We start from the raw sequence: 19,049 nt of genomic DNA, 5'->3' as shown, positions 1-19,049 counted from the left end.
GTCGTGCGGGTGTGGGGCGCGGTGGATCATGGCGCCATAGGTGCTTCGGTGCCGGGCGCGGACGGTCGCGCGTGTCTCCCGGCGATGGCGAACGTGTCGCCTGGTCGCAGAATACGCGTCCGGTCACGACGACCCGAAAGGGCCGTGACCGGCCACCACTACACTGGACCGGTGACTTTCGATAACGTGCGGGGACGTTCGACCCCTGGCCGACCGTCCCCGACGCCACCGATCGTCTCTGGAACACCCTCGGTCGTACAGAGTCTGCGGACCCATTCAGGGGGTTCCGTGCCCTTCTCGGTGGAGTTCAATCCGCCGCGTGACGCCGCGGGCGAGGCGCGGCTGTGGCGGGCCGCGCGCACCTTCGAGCGCATGCATCCGGCCTTCGTCTCGATGACCTACGGTGCGGGCGGCAGCACCCGCGACCGCACCGTGCGGATCACCGGCGCACTGGCCCAGGAGACCACCCTGCTGCCGGTGGCGCATCTGACCGCCGTCGAGCACAGCGTCGCCGAACTGCGCTCGCTGGTCGGCGCGTATGCCGATTCGGGTATCCGCAATATCCTGGTGCTGCGCGGCGACCCGCCCGGCGATCCGCTCGGCGAATGGCGCAAACATCCCGAGGGTGTCGCCTATGCCGAGGAACTGGTCCGCATCGTCCGTGATCTCGGCGACTTCCATGTCGGCGTCGCCTCGTTCCCGCAGGGGCACCACCGCTCGCCGGATCTGGAACACGACACCGCGTATCTGGCCGCGAAACTGCGTGCGGGCGCGGAGTATTCGATCACCCAGATGTTCTTCGACGTCGAACACTACCTGCGCCTGCGCGATCGCCTCGCGGCCTTCGATCCGATCGAGGGCGCGAAGCCGATCATCCCGGAGCTGATGCCCATCACGTCCCTGCGCACCGTCGCGCGCGCCGAGGAGCTGTGCGGTCGTCCGCTTCCCGCCGCGGTCGTGGAGCGTTTGCGCAAGGCCGCGGGCAATGGCCCGGAGGAGAACGCGGCCGCGGTCCGTGCGGTCGGCATCGAAATCGCCACGGAGATGGGCCAGCGGCTCATCGATGAGGGTGCGCCGTGCCTGCACTTCATCACACTGAACTTCGCCAAGGCCACCGGTGAGGTCCTCACGAACCTCGGCTATGGCGTAACCGCCGCCCCGGGGCTTTTGCCGGTCGTTGGTGCCGCACCTGTGGCGTCGCGGACCGACAGCTAGCTAGGTAGTCGGGTGCTGGGCGCGCCCGACGAGTTGGTTTACTCATCCCGCAGCCCCGGTGCTCGAGGACCGGGGCTGCGGCATGGGGTCAGGCGGCCCGCGCCGACCGTAGACCCCAGGCGTCGGCGAGGAGCCGATGGGATTCGAGACGGTCCTCATGGCGGTGGGTGACGCTGGTGACGAGGAGTTCGTTGGCGCCGGTGACTCGTTGCAGGGCCTGTAGGCGTTCCACGACGGTGCGCGGGCTGCCGACGAACTGGGTGGCGATGCGGTCGTCGACCAGTCGGCGCTGTTGCGGGGTCAGCGGGGTGGCGGTGTCCGGGTCGAGGAAGTCGGCCGCGCCGGTGCCGCTGCGGATGCTGTGCACCCAGTGGCCGTAGGTGGCGGCCAGATGCTGGGCGCGGGCGTCATCGGGCGCGACGACCACATCCGCGGAGATCACCACATAGGGCTCGGCGAGATCGACCGAGGGCCGGAAGGCCGCTCGGTAGGCAGCCACCGCGTCCAGGGCGGTGCCGGGGGAGACGTGGTAGGCCGCGGCGAACGGGAGGCCGAGTTTGCCCGCCAGTTCGGCGCTCTCGCTGGCCGAACTGCCGAACAGCCACAGCTCGACCTGTGCGCCCTCACCCGGAACCGCGTGCAGCGCAATGCCTTCGGTGCTCCGGTAGGTGCCGTTGAGTAGCGCCCGCACCTCATCGACCTGGTCCGGGAAGTCCAGCGCCTGTGCGCCCTGCTGTTGCAGTGCGCCGAGCGCGGCGATGAACCTCGACTTATCGGTGATCCGTCCCGGATCGAATGGCGGCGGAACCACCACGCCGTCCCGGACCTCGGTGCGGCCGGTAACGGCATCGACGACCGGGTGACCGCCCTTCTGCTGGGCGGGCTGTGCGCCGAATTGGGTGCGGCGATGTCCGGATCGGCCGAGGCCGAGGTCGAGTCGGCCCGGATAGATGGCATCGATGGTGCCGAATGCCTCCACGATCGATGCCGAGGTGTGATGGCCGACCTGGACCGCCGCCGAGCCGACCCGAATGCGCGTGGTGGCCGCGGCGACCAGACCGATCAGCGTAATCGAGGACGAACTCGCCACCGAGACGAAATGATGTTCGGCCAGCCAATAGCGGTGGTAGCCCCACTGTTCGGCGTGCTGGGCCAGATCGATGGTGTTGCGCAGCGCCTGCTGTGCGGTCGATCCGACGCTGATCGGGGCGAGGTCGAGGATGGAAAGGGGGATCGTCATGCGGACCGTCCTGGACGCGGATGCTGTTCTCCCGCTTCGATGGCGACCCGCAGCCGGTTCTCGGCGGGTGCCAGCGGGCAGGTGGCGAAATCGGTGAAGGCGCACGGCAGATTGGCCGCTCGGTTGAAGTCGAGGCGCACGGTGCCGTCCGCATCGGGGGCCGGTACGGCAAGCGAGCGGGCCGCCGGATAGGTGGTGACGCCGCTGGTGGCGTCGGTGAACAGCACCCGCAGGCTGGTCGGCTCGCCGAAGGCGATGACGCGCTCGGTGGCCTCGCCGATGGTGAATTCGATGGTGCCCGAGGCGGTGTGGTGATGTTCGAGACCGTCGACGACGGCGCCGGTGGTGATCGTGCGCGACTCGTCGAACGGTTCGAAGCGCCCTTCGACCACCCAGCGCGGATCGGGGGCGTACGCGGGAATGCCCTCGAAGCTCAGCAGCGTCGGCGCGGCCGGATCGTGCACGCGCACGGCGTACCGGCCGGTGCGGCGGATCACCTCGAGTACCCGATTCTCGTGCAGCACACTGAGTCCCGGCGCGCCCTCGGCCGGTGCGACGATCTGCACGCCCGCGATACCGCTGCCATCGAACTCCAGCCGGTCGGCGGGTTGGGCGGTGATGAACACCTTGTCATCGGTGACCCACCAGGTGCCGGGTACGTCCGGAAGGTGCTCGGGTTGGTCGGTGAGCCAATGCAATCCGGTCAGGCTCAGGAAGCCGAGCGGATCGCGCAGCTGATCCTCCCTGGCGGTGTGCCAATGCGCCCACTCGGTTTCGAAAAGACTGGTGATACTGGTCGTCATGACGCGCTGGCTCCTTCGAGTATGCGATTGCGATGGGGGTGGCGTAGGCCGAGGTCAAATGGAAGGGGACCGGTTCCTGGGGGAGTAGACCAATGCGATGCGTCGCGATGCGTAGCGCGACCGCGGCTTCGGCGCACGTCATCGGGCCGCCTCCGATGCGGTGGCGTGCGGTGTGGGAATGGCCGACAGCAGTTCGCGGGTGTACTCGTGCTGCGGGTTGTCGAAAATGTCGGCGGTGGAACCGGATTCGACGATGCGGCCGTGGCGCATCACCGCGACACGGTCGCTGATGCGGCGCACCACGGCGAGGTCGTGGGAGATGAACAGGTAGCTCAGTCCGAGTTCGGTTTGCAGACGGTCCAGCAGTTCCAGGATCTGGGCCTGCACCGAGGCGTCGAGCGCGGACACCGGTTCGTCGAGCACCAGCAGGTCGGGGTGCAGGGCGAGGGCGCGGGCGATGGCGATGCGTTGGCGTTGTCCGCCGGATAATTCCGCGGGGCGGCGCTGCGCGAAGTGCTCCGGCAGCGCGACCTGGTCGAGCAGTTCGCGGACCCGCGCCTGCCTGGCCTTGCGGTCACCGACCGCGTAGGCCCGCAGTGGTTCCTCGATGATCGAGCCGATCCGCCAACGCGGATCCAGTGAGCCGTAGGGATTCTGGTAGACCACCTGGAAGCGTTGGCGCAGCGCGCGCAGCCGTCCGCCCGGCACCGTGGTCAGATCGTGTCCGTCGAAGGTGACCACACCGCTGTCGGGTTCGGTGAGCCGCAGGGCGATTCGCGCGGTGGTCGACTTGCCGGAGCCGGATTCGCCGACCAGCGAGAGGGTTTCGCCACGCCCGAGTTCGAATCCGACGCCCGCGACCGCGGTCACCGCAGCACCGGCCTGTGCGCGAAAGCGCTTGTGCACATCGCGAACCGTCAGCAGCGGTGGACCGGCGCTGACCCGCGGTGCACGGAAACCGTCGAATGGGGCCAGGCTGGGCGAGGCTGCGAGCAGTCGCTTCGTATACGGATGCCGGGGCTCGGCGAGCACCGTGGCCGTCGGACCGGTTTCGACGATCTCCCCGCCGCTGAGCACCACGAGGCGATCGGCCCGTTCGGCGGCGATCGCGAGATCGTGGGTGATCAGTAGCACCGCAGTGCCCCTTGCCGCGGTCTGGGCGGCGAGTTTGTCCAGCACCCGCCGTGCCACCGTGGCGTCGAGCGCGCTGGTCGGCTCATCGGCGATGACCAACTCCGGTCCGGCGATCAGCGCTGCCGCGATCAATACCCGTTGCCGCTGGCCACCGGATAATTCGTGCGGATACTGTGCGGCCCGCAATTCCGGTCGGTCCAGTCCGGCCTCGGCGAGCAGTTCGACTGCCCGCGCGGCCGCGTCGCGCCGATCGGCCAGCCCGTGGACCAGCAGCGCTTCGGCGACCTGAGCACCGACGCGGCGCACCGGATTGAGTGACAACCCGGGATCCTGGGGCACGAATCCGATGCGCGCACCGCGAATACGCCGCAGCGCACGCTCGGATGCGGTGTCCACCTTTGCTCCGTCGAAAGTGACGGTCCCGCCGGTGATCTCGGCATTCGGTCCGAGCAGGCCGATCACCGATTGGGCGAGCGTCGACTTGCCGGAACCGGATTCGCCGACAAGTGCCACGACTTCGCCGCGGGCGACGGTGAGGGAAACGTCTGCCAGGGCGGTGACGGTGCCGCTGTCGGAGCGATAGCGAACGTACAGGCCCTCGATGCCGAGCAAATCCGACCGTGAGTCCGCGGTGGTATCGGCTCGGTCGGCGACCTCGGCGGCCGTGCTGCGCTCACTCATGCGCGGTGACTCCTTCCTACGGCCCGGCCGAGGCGTTGGGCCGAGAGAACGACGGCAATGATGACCAGGCCGGGCAGGGTGGTCAGCCACCAGGCGGTGGCGAGGAAGTTGCGGCCCTCGGAGATCAGCGAACCCCATTCGGGTGTCGGCGGTTTCGCGCCGTAGCCGAGGAAGCTCAGTGCGGAGACCGCCAGCACCGCCATGCCGAATTCGACCGCGGCCAGGGCGAGAACGGGCTGATAGGAGTTCGGCAGGACGTGGCGGGCGAGCACCGTGTACCAGCGAACGCCGGACGCGTGTGCGGCCTCTACATAGGGCGCCTGGCGCACGCGCAGCACCTCCGAGCGCATTACCCTGGCGAAGTTGGCGATGAGCGAAACACCCACCGCGACGGCCACATTCCGGGTGCCGAAGCCGAGCGCGGTGACCAGGGCCAGTGATAGCAACAGCGACGGAATCGATAGCAGCACATCGACGAATCGCATGATGACGGTGTCGACGATGCCGCCGATCGACCCGGACAGCAGCCCGAGAATCGAACCGGCGACCAGTGCGATGGCGACCGCCGAGAGGGTGGCGGTGAGCGAGAGCCCCGCGCCGTGCACCGTCCGGGTGTACAGATCGCGCCCGAGATTGTCGGTGCCGAACCAGTGCTCGGTGCTCGGCCCCTGGAACTTCTGTGCGGGTACGCCGGTCAGCGGGTCACCGCTGGCGAATACCGAAGGGAACAGCGCCCAGCCGAGTGCCAGCGCGGCCACGGCACCCGACAGCACGACTACGGCATTGCCGCGCAGCGCCTTCCACCCCAGCAAAGGCCGCCGTAGCCGCGGTAGCGCGACACGCCTCGGCTCATCGATGACGTCAACCATGATCGGCCACCTGCGGTCGAAGGTCGGCGGGCAGCCGCGAGCCGAGAGCGAGGAGTCCGGCGCTGTCGCGCACTGCGGTGGTTCGGTCGCGTAGCACATGGCGAACGAATGCCTCAGGCATGCACGACCACCTCCTGTGTGGTATCGGTATCGGCGGTCGCGGAATCGGTTGTTCTACTGCGGGAGCGTCCGGCTATGCGCGGATCGAGCAGCGGATACAGCAGGTCCACCGCCAGATTCACGGTGACGAATACGGTCGAGGTCAGCAGTACGATGCCCTGTACGACCGGAATGTCCTGGGCGAGTACGGAGGTCTGGGTGAGCCGCCCGACACCCTGACGGGCGAAGACGGTCTCGACCACTACCGAACCGGCGAGCATATTGCCGACCAGCACTCCGGCGATGGTGAAGGTGGGCACGCTGGCGGGCCGCAGCACATGTTTGCGCAGCACCCAGGCGCGCGAACCGCCCTTGGCCAGTGCCACATCGACGAAGGGCTGCCGCCAGGTCGATTCGAGTCCGGCCGTCAGCACCTGCGCGATGACCGCGCCGATCGGGATCGCGAGGGTCAGCGCGGGCAGCACCGTGCCCTCGAGGCCGTGACCGCCGAATGCCGGGGCCAGGTGCCAGCGGAACGAGAACAGCTGCAGCAATAGCAGTCCCGTCCAGAAGGTCGGAACCGAAACCCCGAGCGAGGGCACCGAGCTCAGCGCGTTGCGCAACCACGGACGACGGGTGTAGGTGGCCGCGAACGCCACGCCGACCCCGCCGATCACGGCGAAGAGCAGGGCGAGCCCGGCCAATCCCAGGGTATTGGGCACCGCGTCACCGAGCGCGCGGGTGACCGGCTGGCCGGTGCTGATGGAGTGGCCGAGGTCGCCGGTCGCTGCATTCATCAGCGCGGTCCAATACTGCTCCCATAGTGGGCGATCCAGTCCATAGCGCGCCTGCAGTTCGGCGATCGCGGCCTTATCGATCGGGGTGCCAGCACCCGCACCGTCGGCTGCGATGGAGACCGGATCGGCGGGCAGCAGGTACAGCACCACGAACGAGATGGTGAAGGCCGCCCACAGCACCCATATCGCCTGCAGTACCCGAACAACCACATACCGAGCCATGACTACCGCCCGCTCAACCAGGCATCGAAGAACTGCAGCCGGGCCGAGGCCTCGAACTTCAGATCCCGCACGCTCTGCGCCGCGCCGATGGCCTGGGATAGTTCGACCGTCGGAATCCACAGCCCCGCGTCGAGTACCGCCTGTTGGGCGGTGCGGATCAGCGCGGTGCGTGCTGCGGCATCGGAAGCGCTGAGCTGACCGTCGAGCACGTCATCCAGCGCCGGAATGCGTTCGCGGGCATTGAGATTGCGACCGTCGATGCTGAAGGAGGTGCGCAGGATGTCACCGTCGGCGCGGGTGGTGTTGTAGTAGGTGGTGTCGAAATCCTTGACGTTCTGTCGGGCCGTGCTCTCCGGGCCCGACACCAGATCCAGCTTCAGCTCGACACCGATCTGGCGCAGCTGCTGCTGTACCAGCTCCAGAATTGCCTGGTTGCCCGCGAACGCCTGACTGAAGAGCACCGAGAAGGACAGGCGCTCACCATTCTTCGTGCGAATGCCGTCACCGCCGGGCGTCCAGCCCGCCTGGTCGAGGATGCCGCTCGCCTTGGTCGGGTCGTAGGCCAGCCGCGCCGAAAGATCCTGGTAGCCGGGCGTGCTGCTGGCCAGTGTGCTGGTGGCGGGTTTGAACTGCGGGCCGAGTACGGTGTCCACCAGTTGTTTCCGGTCGATCGCTGGCAGCAGCGCCTGGCGCACCGCGGCATCGCGCAGCGGGCCCCGGGTCACATTGGTCTGGAAGCCGAATGGCACACCGGGATTCGCGGTGCTCAGTACCCGACCGCTCGCCGCCTCGATCTGCGGCGCGTCCTGCGGCAGCGCGTCGCTGACCGCATCGAGCTGGCCGGAGATGAGACTGCCGGTGCGTACACCGGATTCGGGCACGACCGTGAATTCGATCTTGTCGAGGTAGGCCTCGCCCTGATGGGCGAAGACCGCCGAACCCCAGTTGTACCCGGCGCGTTTGGCCAGGGTCGCCGAGGCGTCCTGCCGCCAGGACGCATAGGTGAACGGGCCGCTGCCGACATTGTCGCCCAGGCAGCGCTGATCGGCGGGTGCGGCCGTGGTGGCGTCGCCTTGAATGCCGAGTTGAGCTGTCGAGGATGCCTGCAGGAACTGGGCATTGGGCTTGCTGAATTCGACCCGTGCGGTCAGCTTGTCGACCGCGGTCGTTGCGACATAGTTGGTGAGATAGCTGGAGCCGAGCGGGGTTTTGGCCGCGCCCAGTTTGATCACCGAATCGAAGGTGCTCCGTACCGAATCCGCGGTGAGCGGTGTGCCATCGCTGAAGGTGACGCCATCGGCCAGGTGGAAGGTGAATACCTTGGCGTCGGGTGAGATCTCCCAGCTCTTGGCCAGCCAGGGCTTGATCTCACCGGTCTTGGGATCCTGATCGGTCAGCGAATCCACGATCTGACGGGTCACATACAGCGTCTGGTTGGTGCCGGCTTGCGCCGGATCCGAGCAGGTCGGGGCCTGGGAGAGGCCGTAACGCAAGGTCCCGCCCGGCTTCGGCGGTCCCGCGTCGGCGCCGCCCGAGGCCGAATCGCTGCTGCAGGCAGCCAGACTCGCGGCCGCGGTGACGGCGGCGGCCACGGCCGCGATGCGATGGTGGGGACGGATCACTGTGGTACTCCAGATGCTTCGGTGCGGACGAGTTCGCCGCGGGAATCGATGTCGTATTCGGTGCTGGGACGCCCACCACCACCGCCGTTGCTGGCCAGCGGCCTACTCGGAATGCGGCGGCGCAGTTCGGGCGCCACCTCGGCCTGGAAGAGTTCGAGGCTGTCGCGATGTTCGGCCTCGGTGCGGCCGTCGCGTTCGGCGGACAGATGGATCACCTCATGCCCGAAGGCCTCGTGCTGGCGGCCCACCTTGTCGATCACCTGCTCCGGACTGCCGACCAATGCCGAACTGCGCGCGACGAAATCGTCGAGGGCCTCGAAGACGATCGGCAGGCCGAGCTTGCGCGCCAGCGCCAGTCGCGCCTCGAAGATCGGGCGGTATCCATCGAGGGCCTGCTGCGACGTGCGTGCCACGTGGAATCCGGCGGTACCCGCGCCGACCAGGGCGTCGGCCGGATCGTGCCCGTAGTGCTCCCAGCGCTCCCGATAGTGGCGCACCAGTTCGGCATACGGCTCGATCGGATTGGTGACGTTGGCCGAGAACAGTGGGTCACCATGGCGCGCCGCGAGTTCCACCGAATCGAGACTGGTCGCACTGCCGTGCCAGATCCGGATGCGCGGCTGCCACGGCCGCGGCAGGGCCTTGGCCTCGACCAAGTCCGGACGGAATCGACCGGACCAGGTCACGCTGTCGCTGTCCCATAGCGCCCGAAACAGTTCGTAGCCTTCGCGATTGCGATCCCACTGATCCTCGGTGGTGACGTGGTACAGCTTTGCCTGCGCCGCGCCATTGCCCTTGCCGATGATCAGTTCGAGGCGACCGCCGGAGAGGTTGTCCAGAGTCGAGTAGTCCTCGAACGCGCGCACCGGATCCAGCAGACTCAGCGTGGTGACCGCGGTGAACAGGCTGATCCGGGAGGTGACCGCGGCAATGTGGGACAGGATCACCGGCGGCGCGGCCGAAAGGAATGGATCCTCGTGCCGCTCACCGACGGCGAACCCGTCGTAGCCGAGTTCCTCGGCGAGACGAGCCTGCTCGATGACATCGGTGAGTCTTTCCCCGGTCTCCGGCAGTCGTCCGGTGCTCGGGTCGGGTACTCGGGTGACGAGGGTGAACAGCAGGAATTTCATGCGCGATCACGACTTCTTCGGTAGGCCGGGCGGGTTGATCCGCGAGCTCGGCACGGTTTCGGTCTTCAGCCCCCATCGGTCGATGACCTGCTGGTAGGTGCCGGTCTGGATGGCGTTGTTGATGGCCTTGTTGATGGGGCCGATCAGACCGTTGTCCTTCTTGGTGAGCACACCGATCTCGCCCTGCAGCGTGTCACCGGCGCCGGAGAAGGTCGCGACGATCTTGGTCTGATTCGCGGTGGTGCTGTGGTAGATCGCGGACGGATCGGGCCCGATGTAGCCGTCCAGGCGCTGCGAGGCCAGCGCCAGGTAGTAGTCGGTGACCTGCTGGAAGTAGGCGATATCGATCGCGGGCAGGCCCTCGGCGATGTTCTGCTCGTTCCACTTCACCAGCAGCTGTTCCTGATTGGTGCCGCTGCCGACGCCGATCCGCTTGCCCGCCAGGCTCTTGCGATCCCGGTAGTCGAGCGTGCTCTGCTCGGGGATCTCCAGCGCGACGGTGTCATTGCGGTAGGTGGCGAAGTCGTATTTCTCCTTGCGCTCCTCGGTCACGGTGACGTTGGAGATGAACACATCCGCCTCGCCGGAGTCGACCCGCACGAAGTTCTGCGACCAATCGGCCACCTGCGCAACGAGTTTCAGTCCGAGGATGTCGGCGATGAGGGAGGCGAAATCGACTTCGGACCCGACGATGGTCTTATCGTCGGTGGCGTAGAACCGCAGCGGTGGTGCCGCGCCACCCGAACCGGTGACCACCAGCGTGCCGCGGTCGCGAATGGCCTGCGGCAGTTCGGCGGCGATGGCGTCGACCTTGGGCGGGTGGATCCGGCCGGACTGGCCGGGGGACAGGTCGAAGGTGATGGAACCGGCGGGCTGCGCGGAGTTTTCCGCATCGGGGTCGGTGCCGCAGCCGGTGGCCAGCAACGCGACCGTGGCGGTCAGGCCGACCAGGGCGGTGAGCTTCATTGAATACCTGTTCATCGGGGAGCGCGCACCGCGCTCAACGGACTCGGGATAGAAATGCGCGGGTGCGCGGGTGCCGGGGGTTGTCGAGTACGGCAGCGGGCGGGCCCTGTTCGACGATCACGCCGCCGTCGAGAAAGACCACGGTGTCGGCCACCTCACGGGCGAACCCGATTTCGTGGGTGACGATCACCAGCGCGGTGCCACCGTCGGCGAGATCGCGGATCACGTCGAGAACTTCGCCGACGAGTTCCGGATCCAGTGCCGAGGTCGGTTCGTCGAACAGGATCACCGGCGGTCGCAGCGCCAACGCCCTGGCAATGGCCACCCGCTGCTGCTGTCCGCCGGACAGCCGCCGCGGATAGGCGTCGGCCAGTTCGCCGATGCCGACCCGGTCCAGCAGTTCCTCGGCCTCGCGCTCGATCTCCTTGCGCGGGCGACCCTGCGCGGAAATCGGTGCGAGCGTGACATTGTCGAGCACCGTCAGGTGCGGGAAGAGATTGAACTGCTGGAAGACGAAGCCGATATGCGAGCGCTGCTTGCGCACCTCGCGATCCGATAGCGCGTGCAACCTATTGCGGCGCAGCCGATATCCGATCAGCTCGCCGTCGATGTGCACGGTGCCCGCGTCCAGGGACTCCAGGTGGTTGATCACCCGCAGCAGTGTCGACTTGCCGGAGCCGGACGGGCCGATCACGGTGACCACCTCACCCGCCCGCACCGTCAGGTCGATACCGCGCAGTACTTCGGTGGTGCCGTAGGACTTTCGCACGCCGCGAACTGCGACGGCGGGGGCTTTGTCGACGGTGGTGTCGTTCGTTGCAGTGACCGGTGCGCTCATCGGGTGGCTCCGCGCGGTGCGGCGGACCCGCTTTCGGCGATTTCGCGCAGCTTGTGCCACACCTGCTGGATCGGCGTCGGTGGCGGTGTCCGGTGCGCGCCCTTGGCATAGTGCCGTTCGATGTAGTACTGCGCCACCGAGAGAATCGTGGTCAGCACGATGTACCAGACCGTCGCGACCATGAGCAGTGGCACCACCCGGCCGTTGCGTCCGTAGATGACCTGGACCTGGTAGAAGAGTTCCGCGATCGCCATTACCGAAACGATCGAGGTGCCCTTGAACAGGCTGATCACCTCATTGGTCGCATTCGGCAGGATCGAGCGCATCGCCTGCGGGACGACGACGGTGCGGAACTGTCGCAGCCGCGGAATCCCGAGTGCCGCGGCGGCTTCCAACTGTCCGGGATCGACCGAGATGAATCCGGCCCGGATGATCTCGGCCGAATATGCGGCCTGATGCAACGCGAGGCCGATGACCGCCGCGGTGAACCCGCTGATCACCCCGTTCACCTCGAAGGTGAGGAATTCGGGGCCGAACGGGATGCCGAGCGAAAGCGTGTTGTAGAGGTAGGCGATGTTGAACCAGAACAGCAGCTGCACGATCAACGGAATCGAGCGGAACGCCCAGATATAGACCCACGAGATCACCCGCAGCACCGGATTATTCGACAACCGGGCGATTGCCAGTGCGGTGCCGATCAGGAATCCGAGTGCGGTACCCCACAGGGTCAGCTCCAAGGTGACCTTCAGCGCCGATAACACCGACTTCGCGGTGAAGTATTTGGCGAAGGTCGACCAATCCCAGCCCGGATTGGTGACCAGTCCATGGATGAACTGCGCGAGCAGTACCAGCGCGATGGCGCTGATCACCCAGCGCCACGGATGCCAGGCCCTGGCGATCGGCGGTGCGTAGGCGATGGTTACGGCAGTGCCGGGTGCACCCGGTATCGGAACATCCGATCGGGCATCGGATGCAACGGACGCGCTCATGATTTCGGTTCCTCCATCGTTCCCGGCGGAAGCACCCGCACCCGATGACCGGGGGGTTGCTGCGACGTCGACGAGCCAGGTCTCTCGGTCGCTCTGGATGGTGTGTCCGACGCCGAGCACGGGTCGGTCGGTCTAGCCGAAACATCATGCGAAGCAGGCGAACTCCGGCACAAGGGTACGAATCAGTGTGAGCGCAGATCTTGTCCGAACGGTCGTGAACAGGGATTATCGACCGGGTCGTGCGGTGGATCGCGACGCTTCGGGTGCGGTCCGTCCGGCGTATTTCGCCTGGAGGGTGCAACCGGCGTTTCGTCGCGACGGTCCGGTACGGTGCGCGACGCGATGGCGTTGCCAGTCGAAATCAGCGCAGTTCCGGTGGTTTGCTGGAGTACTCTCTGACCTCGTTCGTGCCCGACGCTGAGGAGGTTCACGTGACCCTGCTGCGCCGTCTGACCACGCTTACCGCCATCGCGACCGGTGCGGCCGCGCTGACGCTCGCCGCCCCCGGCCTCGCCGTCGCGGTACCTGCGCCGATACCCGGAGCCGCAATCCCGGCGGCGCCGGCGCCGTCCGTCCAAGCCGCACCCGGAGATGCGTTCGGTGCTTACCAAGCCACCGTCGAGGCGCTGCGCGCCTTGGGCATCGACCCGTTCCTGTACCCGGCGGCTGCGGCGTTCTGCTCCAGCAGCAACTCCCTCGGCCTGGTCCCCGCCGTCGCGGGTGCTGTGCCCGGGCCGTGGCCCAAGACCACCGTGGCCATTCCGGGACTAGACCTGTCCGCGGTCAAAACGGGCCAAACCCTGTTCACCTTCATGCCCTACGGCGTAGCCCCGGACAGCACGAACATCTCCGGCATGAACGTCGCCTGGCTGAACCTGGCCAATGGCCGCAGCGGCGTCACCGCCATGGGCCCGATCTCCGACGTCGTCCGAACCATGGTGCCCGCGGAAATCCCTGCCGAAATGCGACCACTCGCCGAACGCGCCTTCCAGAACTTCTTCGCCACATTCCCCACCGGAGGCATCCGCGCCGTCCCCGTCGAGACCGGTTCCGGCACCGTCCTGGCCGCGGTGTTCGGCACCATGGACAACGGCGGCAAGCCCTGCTTCTTCCTCCCGACGGTCGGCATCACCTCGGTGCGCTGAGACCGGCCGACGTCTGAGGTCGCCATGCCGTTTGGGGAGCGGGTGCCGGGCCCGGCCTGGATATGGCGCCAGCTGGCGTGCGCTGAGCCGGTCGACGTCCGGGGTCGCCATGCCGTTTGGGGAGCGGGCTGCCAGGCCCGGCCTGGGATATGGCGTCAGCTGGTTTCGGGCGTGCGACTGCCCGATTGATCAAGATCTGGTGGCGGGTCGGTCGGGCATTGCCGCCATGGATTCGGCCTGGTCTCGGTCAGTGGGCGGTGTCGAGGTGGCGGGATTTCCAGGTCAACGTGTTCGCGCGGTGGGCGCGGCGCGAGCGGGACCACAGGCGTAGATAGGCGGCGATGGAGACCGGGTGGGCCAGGGCGGCAAGGATATCGGCGCGGGTCAGTGAGCCGCTTTCGAGTGAGCGGGCGAGTAAGCGGCCGGTGACCGCGGCGCTGTAGCCGAGGAGACCGGCGGCGCGCACCCGGCCGTGACCGGCGACGGCGGCCAGCGGAGGTACCCAATAGGCCAGTGCTGCAATAGCTCCCACGGCTGCGCCGCCGACGGTCGTGCCGCCGTAGGCCGACCACAGCCAGCGGGTGTAGCCCGCCTCGAGTTCGGTTGCGTCCCGGTACATTCGGGTCCGGGCGGCGCGACCCGCCGCGACCAGTGCGGTGCGGCGACCGGAACGGCGCAGGGCGCGAGCGATATCCAGATCCTCGGTGGGGCTGGCGGCCACCGCCGCGTGACCGCCGACGGCGTAATAGGCCGTGGCATCGAAGACGAGGAATTGGCCGCAGGCGACCACCGTCGAGGGTCTGCGGCCGCGATCGGCGATCTCGATCGGCAGGCTCGCCGCCCACGACCAGCACAGCAGCGGCTGAACCAGCGCCTCGGCGACCGATTCGGCCACCTGGTACGGCCACGGCGATAACAATGCGGCCCGGCTCCGGCGCAGTTCGGTGACTGCCGCGGCGATCGCGCGCGGGGCCAGCCGCACATCGGCATCGAGGAATATCAGCACCGTCGCATCCGCCAGCTCGGCCAGCCGAGCACAGGCCGCGGACTTCCCGGTCCAACCCGGTGCGGGTTCGACCTCGGATCGGATCACCGTGAATCGCGGATCACCCGCGATCGCCGCCACCGCGGCCGCTTCGGTCCCATCACTGGACGCGTCATCGAGGATCAACACCCGCAGCCGCGGCACCCCCACCTGGCCCCGCAGATCATCGATCAGCTCGGGCAGGCGCCGCGCCTCATCGCGCGCCGGAATACAGATCGTCACGGGTTCGAGAACCGCCGTCGGCACCACCGGCAGCCTGCGCACCGTCGCCCGATTGAACAGCGCGATCCCACAACCGATCAGCGCGATTGCCGCACCATACGGCGTCGCGATCGCCAAGCCCTCCTTCAGCGCCTCCGCCGCTGTCATGGCCTCGCCGCCAAGGTGCGTCGAATGACGCCGTCGTCGGGCCGATCAGGCGCGCGCGACGTACTCGCGTTTCGTATCGACGCGATCCACGCGTCCGGCGGCGTCATGATTCTCGCCTCGAGTGTCCTGGTCACGGTTGTGCCGTCGCGGTGTTCGGCATGGGGTATGCCATGGGCGGGGTGCTCGGTCGCGCGTTGCGTTTCACTGCGCCTTGATGGCATCGCAATGCCGGTTCGTGCCGAGATCGCTGCTGCCGACTGCGACGTCTTGATTGTCGTCACAATCGTGCCGTGGCGCTCAGCATCGACCGGGCGTTGGCGTTCGGTATCGAAACAACTGGGTGCGGGGTGCGGAATGTCAGCGGCGTACGAGCGAACGCCGGAGACTACTCAGGGAGAAGTTGAATTCGGGGGCGCCGGGGGGTGCGGGGTTCCGGTCCATGTAGGCGATGGCGGCGATGATGGCGGCGACGGCGAGGGTGATGCCGCCGACGATTCCGGCCCAGCCCGCGAAGGAACGGGTATTCGGGTCGGCGTAGCTGACCTCGGCGCGCAGCGTGGAGACATCGCCGGCCGGGAGCTTCCAGGAGACGGTGGAGTCATCCTCGCGGTTGCCGTTGGTTTTGGCGACGCGGGCCGGGAAGGCCACCGTGAACTGGACGTCCGACCCGTGTGGCGGAACGGCTTTCAGGTCGACCCGGCCGTTGAGGCTGACCAGGTCGCCGGTGCGCTGGAACGACAGATTGAACATGCCCTGGGTCTGATCGGAGAGTCCGCCGAGCTGGCCGACCTCGCCGAAGGACAGATCCTCGAAGAACACCTTGCTGCCGACATAACCGTCCTGGCTGTACGGCTCGACCCGCACCTTGGCGGCCAGCGAATCGGGCGCCTTCAGCTGCGGGCCCTTGTCATTGGCGTCCGCGGGCACGACCGCGGCCACGATCCGGCCGGAGACCCGGTCATTGGACGACACACCCATCGAAACCTGGACCCGCAAGCAGCCCGCGAGCATGGGCACCAGCATTGCGGCCAGCAGTACTGCCGCCGCTACCCGCACCCTAGGCCGGGGTGAACGTAGAACCGGGGCATCGGGGATCGCGGTGAGAGGACTCGGCTGCACGGCTCACATCGTGCCAGGCGGTCGACCCCGATTGCTACGCGACGGGCGGAACACGCGTCGGCCGAAGTTTCGGAGCTATCGCGTCCACACCGTTTCATTCCCCCGAGCCCTGATCAACCGCACCAGCAGCGGTACGCCGAGCACTCCCGACCCGACACACCCATACCACGCCGAATACGGCAGATCGAGGAACACCGCATGGGCCAGCGTCGACCCGAGCCACGTCCACAGAAATACCGCGACCGGCACCAGCGCCTGCGCCGGAATCGGAAACCTGCGCGCGGTGCTGGCCTCTCGCATTCCCACAGTGCCTGTCCCCGCCACCCGGTCCAAGACGGTCAGTAGCCCCGCCATCACCAGCGCCACCGCGAACCAACCCAGATAGTTCGTATACGGAATCTCATCGAGTCCGGGCAGACCTCGACCGGTGGCGCACCAACTCCATTGACCATCCGCCACCATCTGCGGGTCCAGGAACAGATCCCAACCCACCGCGCCGACCCCCGTCAGCACAATCCGCCCGGCCGTATGCCTTGTCAGCAGGCCAGCCACCACCCACACCGGGTACAGCCCGCCCGTCCAGGCCAGCGCGACCACCAATGGCACACCCGCCACCGCCGGTCCCAACCTACCGTCGGCGTAGTCATAACAACCGAATGGGAATCCCGTTGCGGTACCGATGATCTCGGCAAGCAGCCCGAGCCCGGAGACGATAACCAGGAATCCCGCGGCGTACCGAAACCCGCACGTCGCCGCCGCGTGCACCAATGCCGTCCCCGCGGAAAGCAGCACCACCACTACGGTCACCCGATCGCGAGCGACGCCCGAGGACAGCGGATAGCCGATCTGCACGAGCACGAGCAGCACCGCGAACCCCACCGGCACAAGCAATCGTGACGTCCATTGTGAGGACGCCCGCAAACGCGGAATCCGGAGCGCACTGGGGCGGCTCTCGTCACAGCGGCGCGCACCAGAATCCGCGCCGGACACCTGGTCGGTGATCTCCGAATTCGCCGGGCCGGGCACGTGCACCTCGGGGCGTTCGACCGGCTCCGGTTCGGTGGACTCGGTCATCGCCTGCGCAGCAGGGGAAACCGGCTGCGGCGTCGATCGTGCAGCACCAACCGCGCCGCACTGCGCCCACTGGCTCCGGACACTCCACCACCCGGATGCGTCGACGCCCCGGTCAGATACAACCCGGGCGCCCCCGGCACCCGCTGCCCGGACAGCTCCGGCAGTGGCCGCCACAGCATCATCTGATCCAGCGACATCTCCACATGCATCACATTCCCACCGCGCAGCCCCAGCTCGCGCTCCAGATCGACGGGTGTCTGCACATGCCGCCGCAGCACACTCGCCGCGAACCCCGGTGCGTAGGAATCGACTTCGGCGATGATCCGATCGGCCTCCGGCGCGGCGTGCGCGGCCCAGTCGCTTCCGTCGGCTAGCTGGTAGGGATGCCACTGCGCCCAGAGCGAGAGCTGATGTTCACCGGCCGGGGCGATGCTGGGGTCCAGCGCGCTGAAGCTCATCGCGAGCACCACCGGGCGCGGCGGTAGATCCCCGGCCGACGCCGCACCGTGCGCCCGGCGCAGCTGCCGCCGATCCGAGACGAGAAACTGCAGGCCATTGGCGGATTCGGCAGTCGAACTTCCGGGATAGCGCGGCAGCGCGCTGGTCGCGAGCCGCACCACCATGCCGATGCCGGGACCGACCCGGATCCGCCGCTGCCAGCCATCGAGCACCGCACCGTCGAATCCGCCGTCCCGCAGCAGATCCAGTGTGGTCAGCACGTGCGCGCCCGCGATTACGGTGTCCGCGTCCAGATTTCGGCCCGAGGCGGTCGAAACCTGCCACCCCGCACCGACCTGGCGCAGGGCCGTGACCGCATCGCCGGTCGATACGGTACCGCCGTCGGCACGCAACCGCGCGACCAATGCCGCTGTCAGCGCCCCACTTCCGCCCACGGCCCGGCCCGGCGGCAGCGTATGCATCAGTGCGGCGAATCCGACCATCGGCGCGGTCCCCGGTTCCGACATCGGCGGCCCGGACTGCGCCCCGAACCAGGCCAGCGACGCCTTGAGCCGCTCGTCGTCGAAATACGCGTCCAGCAGTGCATCCCCGGTCTGCAGGAACTCCCGCGACAGCGCGCTCCCGCCGTCGCGCGCGTCGAGCCCCCAGAACGAGCGCAGCAGCCTGCCCGGCGTCGGCGTGCCGCCGAATGCACGCATCACCCGCGCCGAGCGCGGTCCCCAGATCTCCACGAAGCGCCGATACGCCGCCGCATCCCGCGCACCGCAGACCTCCGCGATTCCCGCGCAGGTGCGATCGAGATCGCGATGGAATACGATCGGCGCGCCGCCATCCGGTCCCGCGGGCGTGAAACCCCAAGGATCACAGTCGATATAGCGCAGCCCGAAGCGCGATAGCTGCAATTCCTCGATGATCCCGGTATGGCGCACCATGATATGCGCCGACGAGCCGCGATCGACCAGATGGCCGGGAAAGCGTTCGACCGTCGACACCGCGCCGCCGAGCACCTCGTCGCGTTCGAGTACCGTCACACGCTCACCGGCGCGCGCCAGATAGCACGCGGCGACGAGTGCGTTGTGGCCCGAGCCGACGACCACGACCGTCACAGCTCCGCCTCGCTAGCGCTCGGCTCCGCTGCGACCGTTGGTGCAGTGTCATCGGTGCCCTCGCTACGCTCGGTCACAGCTCCGCCTCGCTAGCGCTCGGCTCCGCTGCGACCGTTGGTGCAGTGTC

17 protein-coding genes and 1 riboswitch are annotated in these 19,049 nt (G+C 67.7%); of the genes, 2 read left to right on the top strand and 15 right to left on the bottom strand.

Going from position 1 to position 19,049, the window contains the following annotated elements:
• Window positions 1-171: 171 nt before the first annotated feature.
• Complete coding sequence (locus ACWEO2_RS41450; protein ID WP_452410387.1) at window positions 172-1,215, top strand: methylenetetrahydrofolate reductase; 1,044 nt, start codon at window positions 172-174, stop codon at window positions 1,213-1,215.
• Window positions 1,216-1,303: 88 nt separating this feature from the next.
• Here the strand turns inward: ACWEO2_RS41450 and ACWEO2_RS41445 are convergent, their stop codons facing one another.
• The 11 genes from ACWEO2_RS41445 to ACWEO2_RS41395 all read right to left on the bottom strand — a co-directional run bounded on the left by ACWEO2_RS41445 (window position 1,304) and on the right by ACWEO2_RS41395 (window position 12,605).
• The gene (locus ACWEO2_RS41445; protein WP_452410386.1) at window positions 1,304-2,455 is read right to left on the bottom strand and encodes an LLM class flavin-dependent oxidoreductase; all 1,152 of its coding nucleotides are present in this window, start codon (window positions 2,453-2,455) and stop codon (window positions 1,304-1,306) included.
• On the bottom strand, window positions 2,452-3,258 hold the full coding sequence (locus ACWEO2_RS41440) for a DUF1684 domain-containing protein (protein WP_452410385.1): 807 nt from the start codon (window positions 3,256-3,258) through the stop codon (window positions 2,452-2,454). The genes ACWEO2_RS41445 and ACWEO2_RS41440 overlap by 4 nt, the downstream gene beginning before the upstream one ends.
• Before the next feature lie 138 nt (window positions 3,259-3,396).
• The gene (locus tag ACWEO2_RS41435; protein WP_452410384.1) at window positions 3,397-5,073 is read right to left on the bottom strand and encodes a dipeptide ABC transporter ATP-binding protein; all 1,677 of its coding nucleotides are present in this window, start codon (window positions 5,071-5,073) and stop codon (window positions 3,397-3,399) included.
• The gene (locus ACWEO2_RS41430) at window positions 5,070-5,942 is read right to left on the bottom strand and encodes an ABC transporter permease (protein ID WP_452410383.1); all 873 of its coding nucleotides are present in this window, start codon (window positions 5,940-5,942) and stop codon (window positions 5,070-5,072) included. The genes ACWEO2_RS41435 and ACWEO2_RS41430 overlap by 4 nt, the downstream gene beginning before the upstream one ends.
• Window positions 5,935-6,063: a hypothetical protein gene (locus ACWEO2_RS41425; RefSeq protein WP_452410382.1), complete on the bottom strand. Its 129-nt coding sequence runs from the start codon at window positions 6,061-6,063 to the stop codon at window positions 5,935-5,937. The genes ACWEO2_RS41430 and ACWEO2_RS41425 overlap by 8 nt, the downstream gene beginning before the upstream one ends.
• Complete coding sequence (locus ACWEO2_RS41420; protein ID WP_452410381.1) at window positions 6,056-7,060, bottom strand: ABC transporter permease; 1,005 nt, start codon at window positions 7,058-7,060, stop codon at window positions 6,056-6,058. The genes ACWEO2_RS41425 and ACWEO2_RS41420 overlap by 8 nt, the downstream gene beginning before the upstream one ends.
• Before the next feature lie 2 nt (window positions 7,061-7,062).
• Complete coding sequence (locus tag ACWEO2_RS41415) at window positions 7,063-8,682, bottom strand: ABC transporter substrate-binding protein (RefSeq protein WP_452410380.1); 1,620 nt, start codon at window positions 8,680-8,682, stop codon at window positions 7,063-7,065.
• Window positions 8,679-9,812 (bottom strand): LLM class flavin-dependent oxidoreductase, encoded by a 1,134-nt coding sequence (locus ACWEO2_RS41410; RefSeq protein WP_452410379.1) that lies wholly within the window; start codon window positions 9,810-9,812, stop codon window positions 8,679-8,681. The genes ACWEO2_RS41415 and ACWEO2_RS41410 overlap by 4 nt, the downstream gene beginning before the upstream one ends.
• Window positions 9,813-9,818: 6 nt before the next feature.
• Window positions 9,819-10,793: an ABC transporter substrate-binding protein gene (locus ACWEO2_RS41405; protein WP_452410378.1), complete on the bottom strand. Its 975-nt coding sequence runs from the start codon at window positions 10,791-10,793 to the stop codon at window positions 9,819-9,821.
• A 19-nt stretch (window positions 10,794-10,812) separates the two neighbouring features.
• A complete protein-coding gene (locus ACWEO2_RS41400; protein ID WP_452410377.1) occupies window positions 10,813-11,616 on the bottom strand; it encodes an amino acid ABC transporter ATP-binding protein in 804 nt (267 codons plus the stop codon).
• Window positions 11,613-12,605 (bottom strand): amino acid ABC transporter permease, encoded by a 993-nt coding sequence (locus ACWEO2_RS41395; RefSeq protein WP_452410376.1) that lies wholly within the window; start codon window positions 12,603-12,605, stop codon window positions 11,613-11,615. Before ACWEO2_RS41395 ends, ACWEO2_RS41400 begins: the two co-directional genes overlap by 4 nt.
• A gap of 10 nt (window positions 12,606-12,615) precedes the next feature.
• A riboswitch (SAM riboswitch) is annotated at window positions 12,616-12,709 on the bottom strand.
• A gap of 327 nt (window positions 12,710-13,036) precedes the next feature.
• On the opposite strand from ACWEO2_RS41395, the gene ACWEO2_RS41390 reads away from it, so the two are divergent.
• The gene (locus ACWEO2_RS41390; RefSeq protein ID WP_452410375.1) at window positions 13,037-13,750 is read left to right on the top strand and encodes a hypothetical protein; all 714 of its coding nucleotides are present in this window, start codon (window positions 13,037-13,039) and stop codon (window positions 13,748-13,750) included.
• Between the two features lie 247 nt (window positions 13,751-13,997).
• Here ACWEO2_RS41390 and ACWEO2_RS41385 read toward each other — a convergent pair whose 3' ends face one another.
• From ACWEO2_RS41385 to ACWEO2_RS41370, 4 genes are all read right to left on the bottom strand, one after another.
• Window positions 13,998-15,164: a glycosyltransferase family 2 protein gene (locus ACWEO2_RS41385; protein WP_452410374.1), complete on the bottom strand. Its 1,167-nt coding sequence runs from the start codon at window positions 15,162-15,164 to the stop codon at window positions 13,998-14,000.
• A gap of 357 nt (window positions 15,165-15,521) precedes the next feature.
• The gene (locus ACWEO2_RS41380; RefSeq protein ID WP_355187270.1) at window positions 15,522-16,187 is read right to left on the bottom strand and encodes an LppM family (lipo)protein; all 666 of its coding nucleotides are present in this window, start codon (window positions 16,185-16,187) and stop codon (window positions 15,522-15,524) included.
• Between the two features lie 171 nt (window positions 16,188-16,358).
• The gene (locus tag ACWEO2_RS41375) at window positions 16,359-17,357 is read right to left on the bottom strand and encodes a carotenoid biosynthesis protein (protein WP_452410373.1); all 999 of its coding nucleotides are present in this window, start codon (window positions 17,355-17,357) and stop codon (window positions 16,359-16,361) included.
• Window positions 17,354-18,922, bottom strand: a complete 1,569-nt coding sequence (locus tag ACWEO2_RS41370) for a phytoene desaturase family protein (protein WP_452410372.1) — start codon at window positions 18,920-18,922, stop codon at window positions 17,354-17,356. Before ACWEO2_RS41370 ends, ACWEO2_RS41375 begins: the two co-directional genes overlap by 4 nt.
• Window positions 18,923-19,049: the final 127 nt, after the last annotated feature.

It is taken from the genome of Nocardia sp. NPDC004278, from assembly GCF_053602975.1.
This window is presented reverse-complemented; position numbering and strand designations above follow the sequence as displayed.